Raw genomic sequence first — 10,534 nt, forward strand, 5'->3', positions numbered from 1 at the left:
AATGCCTATGGAACCTATGTATTAACATGGACCATCAGCAACGGCACGTGTACACCAAGTGCAGCCAGCATAACAGTGAACTTCTACGAAACCCCGACACCGGCGACCGTTGGAGCAGATCAGAGCCTTTGCGGCACCCTTACCAGTGGTGCATTGGGAGGCAATACCCCAACAGCAGGCACGGGCGCATGGAGCATTGTCAGCGGTGGTACAGGAAGCTTCAGCAATAGTGCCAGTGGCAGTTCAACCTTTACAGCCGATACCTATGGCACCTATGAGCTAAGGTGGACCATCAGCAATGGCACCTGTACACCAAGTACAGCGGATATAACAGTCATATTCTACGAAACCGCACCGGCAGCTGCTGCAGGTGCAGATCAGAGTCTTTGTGACGTAACTACAGCCACTCTTGAAGGGAACGATCCATCCCCGGGCACGGGCTTATGGACCTTAATCAGTGGACCGAACGTACCGGCCATTACCACGCCATCAGCCTACAACAGCACAGTTACCGGCATGATCCCAGGTACCTATGTATTGCGGTGGACTATCAGCAATGGAGTTTGTGCATCCACCAGCGATGATGTATCGCTGATCAATTACGACAGTCCTACCACAGCCTCTGCCGGTTCAGATCAGGAAGTATGCGGACTGGAAGCAACCCTGGCCGGCAATACAGCAACATCAGGAACAGGAACCTGGACACAGACCGATGGTCCGATCGGTGGCAATGCAACCTTCAGTTCAGCCAATTCACCGACCTCAACCGCAACGGTAGATGAATACGGGACCTACGAGTTTACCTGGACGATCACCAACGGGACATGTCCGTCAAGTTCAGATGTTGTCAACATAACCTATACTGCTGCACCGAGCACAGCTACTACAGGAGCAGATCAGGATATCTGCGGCAGCCTGGTGAGTGCAGCTTTGGGTGGTAATACTCCGGTAACCGGTACCGGTGCATGGAGCATTGTAAGCGGAGGAACCGGAACATTTGATGATGATACAGATCCGGATGCGGTATTTACAGCCGATGCCTATGGAACCTATGTTTTGAGGTGGACCATCAGCAATGGTGTTTGTACCCCAAGTGCGGCCGATGTAACGGTTAACTATTACCAGAATATTTCAGCTGATGCGGGCGATGATCAAACCCTTTGTGCTGCGACTTCAACAGTACTTATCGGAAATACACCGTCATCAGGTTCCAGTGGTTGGTCATTCATTTCAGGGCCCAATACGCCTGTAATACTTCCTACCAGTGGATCAATGGCATTGGTAAGCGGAATGATTGCCAGTACTACACCGTATGTATTCCGTTATACAATTACCAATGGTACCTGCACTTCAACGGATGATGTTACCGTTACAAACTATAACAGTCCTACTCCAGCTTTTGCCGGAAATGATCAGACAATCTGCAGTACAACTCCGGCGACAGCTACGATGGATGCCAACACACCTGTTTATGGTACTGGCGAATGGACTCAGGAAAGCGGAGCTGCAGCTACCATTACCACTCCTTCAAGCCCATCAACAACCATTACAGGTTTGAATACAGGAACCTATGTATTCCGGTGGACTATTTCCAATGGAGTATGTGCTTCAAGTTCTGACCTCGTGACGATTACAATTGCTTCTCCTGCAACTGTTGATGCCGGAACGGATCAAACTATATGCGAAGCTGGAACGGCAACGATGGCTGCAACTGCAAGTGGATATGTTTCATTGTTGTGGACGACTTCTGGTACTGGAACTTTCAACAGTGCTATTACAGAAGATCCTGTATATACACCAGGTCTCAGTGATATTGCAAACGGATCTGTGGTTCTGACGCTAACAGCCACTGCAACAACAGGCTGTCCGCAGGTCAGTGATCAGATGACCCTGACGATCAACCCGCAGGCCATTGTCAGCGCCGGCGATGATGCCACCATCTGTGAAAGCTCAAGCTACGCCCTGACCACGGCCACGGCTACTGAATACACCAGCCTGCTCTGGACATCAAGCGGATCAGGTACGTTTGATGATGCTACCATCCTTGCTGCGACCTACACCCCGAGTGCTGCGGACATTACCGCCGGAAGCGTCACCCTGACGCTGACCGCCCAGTCAGCCGCCCCGTGCGTAGAGGCCAGTGATGATATGGTACTGACGATCAGCCTGCAGGCCACGGCCGATGCAGGAACCGATGCAACCATCTGCGAAGGATCATCTTACACACTGACAACTGCCTCAGCCACCAATGCTACTCTAGTCACCTGGAGCAGCAACGGTACGGGCTCGTTCGATGATGTAAGCCTGGTCAACGCCACCTATGCCCCAAGTGCAGCCGATATCCTGAACGGAACAGTAACACTCACACTCACCGTGACCAGTGCTACTGGATGTGTTGATGCCACTGACTTTATGGTATTAACCATCAACCCGCAGGCCATTGTCAGCGCCGGAACCGATGCTACCATCTGTGAAGGTTCAACCTACACCCTGACCGCGGCCACCGCTACCGATTACACCAGCCTGCTCTGGACTTCAAGCGGCACGGGCACATTTGACGATGCTACCATCCTTGCTGCCACCTACACCCCGAGTGCTGCGGACATTGCCGCCGGAAGCGTCACCCTGACGCTGACCGCCCAGTCTGCTGCTCCGTGTGTTGAGGTCAGCGATGATATGGTATTAACGATCAGCCTGCAGGCCACGGCCGATGCAGGAACCGATGCAACCATCTGCGAAGGCTCTGCATACACATTATCAACAGCTTCAGCCACCAATGCTACCCTGGTTACCTGGAGCACCAATGGTACGGGCTCGTTCGATGATGTAAGCCTGGTCAACGCCACCTATACCCCAAGTGCAGCCGATATCCTGAACGGAACAGTAACACTCACACTCACCGTGACCACAGCCGCTCCGTGTGCCGGAGACATCGATCAGATGACCCTGACTATCAACCCGCAGGCCATAGTGAGTGCCGGCGATGATGCCACGATCTGTGAAAGCTCGACATACACCTTAAGCACCGCCACCGCTACCGATTACACCAGCCTGCTCTGGACTTCAAGCGGCATGGGCACATTTGACGATGCTACCATCCTTGCTGCCACCTACACCCCGAGTGCTGCGGACATTGCCGCCGGAAACGTCACCCTGACGCTGACCGCCCAGTCTGCCGCTCCGTGTGTTGAGGCCAGCGATGATATGGTACTGACGATCAGTCTGCAGGCTACCGCCGATGCCGGAGTTGACGCCACGATCTGCGAAGGAAGCAGTTATAGCATTGATGCAACAGTAACCAACGCCGTGAGCATCCTCTGGACAAGCAACGGAACAGGCACCTTCAGCAATGCAGGCATTGAAGATCCGACCTACACGCCAAGTGCAGCCGATATCCTGAACGGAACAGTAACGCTGACACTCTCCGTGACCAGTGCTACAGGATGTGTTGATGCCACTGACTTTATGGTATTGACGATCAACCCGCAGGCCATTGTCAGCGCCGGCGATGATGCCACGATCTGTGAAAGTTCAACCTACACCCTGACCACAGCCACCGCTACCGATTACACCAGCTTACTCTGGACCAGCAATGGCACCGGCACGTTCGACGATGCCACCCTCCTTGCTGCGACCTACACCCCGAGTGCTGCGGATATTGCCGCTGGAAGCGTCACCCTGACGCTGACCGCCCAGTCTGCTGCCCCATGTGTTGAGGCCAGCGATGATATGGTACTGACGATCAGCCTGCAGGCCACCGCCGATGCAGGAGTTGACGCCACCATCTGCGAAGGCTCAACCTATACACTGAGTACCGCTGTAGCCACGAATGCCGCTACCATCCTCTGGAGTACCAGCGGGACCGGCTCATTCAGCAGCACCACAGTTCAGAACCCGGTTTACACACCAAGTCAGAATGACATCGACGATGGATCAGTAATCCTTACCATGACGGTCACTTCAGCCGCTCCGTGTGCCGGAGACATCGATCAGATGACCCTGACGATCAACCCGCAGGCCATAGTAAGTGCCGGCGATGATGCCACGATCTGTGAAAGCTCGACTTACACATTGGCAAGCGCCACGGCTACCGATTACACCAGCCTGCTCTGGACATCAAGCGGCACAGGTACCTTTGACGATGCTACCATCCTTGCGGCTACCTACACCCCGAGTGCTGTGGACATTGCCGCCGGAAGCGTCACCCTGACGCTGACCGCCCAGTCTGCCGCCCCGTGCGTATCTGCAACCGATGATATGGTATTGACGATCAGCTTGCAGGCCACGGCCGATGCAGGTGTTGACGCCACGATCTGCGAAGGCAGCAGCTATAGCATTGATGCAACAGTAACCGATGCAGCCACCATCACCTGGACATCAAGCGGAACAGGTTCATTCAGCAACGCCACCATTGAAGATCCGACCTACACACCAAGTGCAGCCGATATCCTGAACGGAACAGTAACACTNGGATGTGTTGATGCCACTGACTTTATGGTATTGACGATCAACCCGCAGGCCATTGTCAGCGCCGGCGATGATGCCACCATCTGTGAAAGCTCCACCTACACCCTGAGTAACGCTACTGCTACCGATTACACCAGCCTGCTCTGGACAAGCAGCGGCACAGGTACATTCGACGATGCTAGCATCCTTGCTGCCACCTATACCCCGAGTGCTGCGGACATTGCCGCCGGAAACGTCACCTTGACGCTGACTGCCCAGTCTGCTGCTCCTTGTGTTGAAGCCAGCGATGATATGGTACTGACGATCAGCCTGCAGGCCACGGCCGATGCAGGAACCGATGCAACCATCTGCGAAGGATCATCTTACACACTGACAACTGCCTCAGCCACCAATGCTACCCTGGTTACCTGGAGCAGCAACGGTACGGGCTCGTTCGATGATGTAAGCCTGGTCAACGCCACCTATGCCCCAAGTGCAGCCGATATCCTAAACGGAACAGTAACACTCACACTCACCGTGACCAGTGCTACAGGATGTGTTGATGCCACTGACTTTATGGTATTAACCATCAACCCGCAGGCCATTGTCAGCGCCGGAACCGATGCTACCATCTGTGAAGGTTCAACCTACACCCTGACCGCGGCCACCGCTACCGATTACACCAGCCTGCTCTGGACAAGCAGCGGCACAGGTACATTCGACGATGCTAGCATCCTTNCAGCCGATGTACTGAATGGTTCAGTCATCCTGACGATGACGGTCACTTCAGCCGCTCCATGTGCCGGAGACATCGATCAGATGACCCTGACGATCAACCCGCAGGCCATTGTCAGCGCCGGCGATGATGCCACCATCTGTGAAAGCTCCACCTACACCCTGAGCACCTCCACGGCTACCGACTACACCAGTTTGCTCTGGACCAGCAGTGGCACAGGCACCTTTGATGATGCAACCCTCCTTGCAGCGACCTACACCCCGAGTGCTGCGGACATAGCTGCCGGAAGCGTCACCCTGACGCTGACTGCCCAGTCTGCCGCCCCGTGTGTTGAGGCCAGCGATGATATGGTACTGACGATCAGTCTGCAGGCCACGGCCGATGCAGGCGTTGACGCCACCATCTGCGAAGGATCAACCTATACTCTGAGTACCGCTGTTGCCACGAATGCCGCTACCATCCTCTGGAGTACCAGCGGAACCGGAACATTCAGCAGCACAACGGTTCAGAATCCGGTTTATACGCCAAGTCAGAATGATATTGACGACGGATCAGTGATCCTGACCATGACTGTAACCTCAGCCGGTCCGTGTGTTGGTGATACAGACCAGATGATCCTGACGATCAACCCGCAGGCCATTGTCAGCGCCGGCGATGATGCCACCATCTGTGAAAGCTCCACCTACACCCTGAGCACCGCCACCGCTACCGACTATACCAGCCTGCTCTGGACATCAAGCGGATCAGGTACGTTTGATGATGCTACCATCCTTGCTGCCACCTACACCCCGAGTGCTGCGGATATTGCCGCCGGAAGCGTCACCCTGACGCTGACCGCCCAGTCTGCTGCCCCGTGTGTTGAGGTCAGCGATGATATGGTACTGACGATCAGCCTGCAGGCCACGGCCGATGCAGGTGTTGACGCCACGATCTGCGAAGGCAGCAGCTATAGCATTGATGCAACAGTAACCGATGCAGCCACCATCACCTGGACATCAAGCGGAACAGGTTCATTCAGCAACGCCACCATTGAAGATCCGACCTACACACCAAGTGCAGCCGATATCCTGAACGGAACAGTAACGCTNCCGTGTGTTGAGGTCAGCGATGATATGGTATTAACGATCAGCCTGCAGGCCACGGCCGATGCCGGAACCGATGCAACCATCTGCGAAGGCTCAGCTTATACATTATCCACCGCCTCGGCTACCAATGCAATTTCAGTAACCTGGAGCAGCAGCGGCACCGGTTCGTTTGACAATGTGAACCTTGTCAATGCTACTTATACCCCGAGTGCAGCCGATGTACTGAATGGTTCAGTCATCCTGACGATGACGGTCACTTCAGCCGCTCCGTGTGCCGGAGACATCGATCAGATGACCCTGACGATCAACCCGCAGGCCATTGTCAGCGCCGGCGATGATGCCACCATCTGTGAAGGTTCCACCTACACCCTGAGCACCGCCACCGCTACCGATTACACCAGCCTGCTCTGGACAAGCAGCGGCACAGGTACCTTTGACGATGCTACCATCCTTGCTGCCACCTACACCCCGAGTGCTGCGGACATTGCCGCCGGAAGCGTCACCCTGACGCTGACCGCCCAGTCTGCCGCCCCGTGTGTTGAGGTCAGCGATGATATGGTATTAACGATCAGCCTGCAGGCCACGGCCGATGCCGGAACCGATGCAACCATCTGCGAAGGCTCTGCATACACATTATCAACAGCCTCAGCCACCAATGCTACCCTGGTTACCTGGAGCAGCAACGGTACGGGCTCGTTCGATGATGTAAGCCTGGTCAACCCCACCTATACCCCGAGTGCTTCGGATGTCCTGAACGGATCAGTGATCCTGAGCATGACGGTTACTTCAGCCGCTCCGTGTGCCGGAGACATCGATCAGATGACCCTGACGATCAACCCGCAGGCCATTGTCAGCGCCGGCGATGATGCCACCATCTGTGAAGGTTCCACCTACACCCTGAGCACCGCCACCGCNTGCAGGCCACGGCCGATGCAGGTGTTGACGCCACGATCTGCGAAGGCAGCAGCTATAGCATTGATGCAACAGTAACCGATGCAGCCACCATCACCTGGACATCAAGCGGAACAGGTTCATTCAGCAACGCCACCATTGAAGATCCGACCTACACACCAAGTGCAGCCGATATCCTGAACGGAACAGTAACGCTGACACTCTCCGTGACCAGTGCTACAGGATGTGTTGATGCCACTGACTTTATGGTATTGACCATCAACCCGCAGGCCGCAGTAAGCGCCGGAACCGATGCGACCATCTGTGAAAGTTCGACCTATACCTTAAGCACCGCTACCGCTACCGATTACACCAGCCTGCTCTGGACAAGCAGCGGTACAGGTACCTTTGACGATGCTACCATCCTTGCGGCTACCTACACCCCAAGTGCTGCGGACATTGCCGCCGGAAGCGTCACCCTGACGCTGACCGCCCAGTCAGCCGCCCCGTGTGTATCAGCAACCGATGATATGGTACTGACGATCAGCATTCAGGCCACGGCCGATGCCGGAACCGATGCAACCATCTGCGAAGGCTCAGCTTATACATTATCCACCGCCTCGGCTACCAATGCAATTTCAGTAACCTGGAGCAGCAGCGGCACCGGTTCGTTTGACAATGTGAACCTTGTCAACGCCACCTATACCCCGAGTGCAGCGGATGTAATTAATGGATCAGTGATCCTGACCATGACGGTAACTTCAGCATCACCGTGTATTGGCGATGTTGACCAGATGACCCTGACGATCAACCCGCAGGCCGTAGTAAGCGCCGGCGATGATGCCACCATCTGTGAAGGTTCGACCTATACTTTAAGCACCGCCACTGCTAACGATTACACCAGCCTGCTCTGGACCAGCAGTGGCACAGGCACCTTCGATGACGCCACCATACTTGCTGCGACCTATACCCCAAGTGCTGCGGACATTGCCGCCGGAAGCGTCACCCTGACGCTGACCGCCCAGTCAGCCGCCCCGTGTGTATCAGCAACCGATGATATGGTACTGACGATCAGCATTCAGGCCACGGCCGATGCCGGAACCGATGCAACCATCTGCGAAGGCTCAGCTTATACATTATCCACCGCCTCGGCTACCAATGCAATTTCAGTAACCTGGAGCAGCAGCGGCACCGGTTCGTTTGACAATGTGAACCTTGTCAATGCTACTTATACCCCGAGTGCAGCCGATGTACTGAATGGTTCAGTCATCCTGACGATGACGGTCACTTCATCCGCTCCGTGTGCCGGAGAATTCGATCAGATGACCCTGACCATCAACCCGCAGGCCATTGTCAGCGCCGGAACCGATGCTACCATCTGTGAAGGTTCAACCTACACCCTGACCGCCGCCACCGCTACCGATTACACCAGCCTGCTCTGGACTTCAAGCGGCACGGGCACATTCGACGATGNTGCAACCATCTGCGAAGGCTCTGCCTATACATTATCAACAGCCTCAGCCACCAATGCTACCCTGGTTACCTGGAGCAGCAACGGTACGGGCTCGTTCGATGATGTAAGCCTGGTCAACCCCACCTATACCCCGAGTGCTTCGGATGTCCTGAACGGATCAGTGATCCTGAGCATGACGGTTACTTCAGCCGCTCCGTGTGCCGGAGACATCGATCAGATGACCCTGACGATCAACCCGCAGGCCATTGTCAGTGCCGGCGATGATGCCACCATCTGTGAAAGCTCCACCTACACCCTGAGCACCGCCACCGCTACCGATTACACCAGCCTGCTCTGGACCAGCAGCGGCACAGGTACCTTTGACGATGCTACCATCCTTGCTGCCACCTACACCCCGAGTGCTGCGGATATTGCCGCCGGAAGCGTCACCCTGACGCTGACCGCCCAGTCAGCCGCCCCGTGCGTAGAGGCCAGCGATGATATGGTTCTGACGATCAGTCTGCAGGCCACGGCCGATGCCGGAGTTGACGCCACGATCTGCGAAGGCTCAACCTATACCCTGAGTACCGCCGTTGCCACGAATGCCGTATCAGTTACCTGGAGCAGCAATGGCACAGGCTCGTTCGACAATGTGAACCTTGTCAACGCTACTTACACACCTAGTGCCGCCGATATCATCAATGGTTCAGTTATCCTGACCATGACGGTCACATCAGCTTCACCTTGCGTGGGCGATGTTGATCAGATGACCCTGACGATCAACCCGCAGGCCATAGTGAGTGCCGGCGATGATGCCACGATCTGTGAAAGTTCGACATACACCCTGACAAGTGCCACGGCAACTGATTATACCAGTCTGCTCTGGACATCAAGCGGCACAGGCACGTTCGACGATGCTACCATCCTTGCTGCGACCTACACCCCGAGTGTAGCGGACATTGCTGCCGGAAGCGTCACCCTGACGCTGACCGCCCAGTCAGCTGCCCCGTGTGTTGAGGCCAGCGACGATATGGTATTGACGATCAGCCTGCAGGCTACGGCCGATGCCGGAGTTGACGCCACGATCTGCGAAGGCAGCAGCTATAGCATTGATGCAACAGTAACCGATGCAGCCACCATCACCTGGACATCAAGCGGAACAGGTTCATTCAGCAATGCCACCATTGAAGATCCGACCTACACACCAAGTGCAGCCGATATCCTGAACGGAACAGTAACACTCACACTCAGCGTGACCAGTGCTACAGGATGTGTTGATGCCACTGACTTTATGGTATTAATCATCAACCCGCAGGCCACAGTTAGCGCCGGAACCGATGCTACCATCTGTGAAGGCTCCACCTACACCCTGAGCACCGCCACCGCTACCGATTACACCAGCCTGCTCTGGACTTCAAGCGGCACGGGCACATTTGACGATGCTACCATCCTTGCTGCCACCTACACCCCGAGTGCTGCGGACATTGCCGCCGGAAGCGTCACCCTGACGCTGACCGCCCAGTCTGCCGCCCCGTGCGTAGAGGCCAGTGATGATATGGTACTGACGATCAGTCTGCAGGCCACGGCCGATGCCGGAGTTGACGCCACGATCTGCGAAGGCTCTGCATACACATTATCAACAGCCTCAGCCACCAATGCTACTCTGGTTACCTGGAGCAGCAACGGTACGGGCTCGTTCGATGATGTAAGCCTTGTCAACCCCACCTATACCCCAAGTGCAGCGGATGTACTGAATGGGTCAGTCATCCTGACGATGACGGTCACTTCAGCATCACCGTGTGTTGGCGATACAGACCAGATGACCCTGACGATCAACCCGCAGGCCATTGTCAGCGCCGGCGATGATGCCACCATCTGTGAAAGCTCGACCTACACCCTGAGCACCGCCACCGCTACCGATTA

The 10,534-nt window shown here is 55.5% G+C and carries 1 protein-coding gene (running past one end of the window); it reads left to right on the forward strand.

Annotated features, from left to right (window positions below; all coding sequences use genetic code 11):
- Positions 1 to 7,257, forward strand: partial view of a Calx-beta domain-containing protein gene (locus TBC1_RS17830; protein ID WP_449405310.1) — the 3' end only. 22,302 nt of this gene lie to the left of the window's left edge; only the last 7,257 of its 29,559 coding nucleotides appear in the window; its start codon lies beyond the left edge, outside the window; it ends in the stop codon at positions 7,255 to 7,257.
- Positions 7,258 to 10,534: the final 3,277 nt, after the last annotated feature.

Origin of the sequence: Lentimicrobium saccharophilum, from assembly GCF_001192835.1 — a bacterium.
Classification (GTDB): domain Bacteria; phylum Bacteroidota; class Bacteroidia; order Bacteroidales; family Lentimicrobiaceae; genus Lentimicrobium; species Lentimicrobium saccharophilum.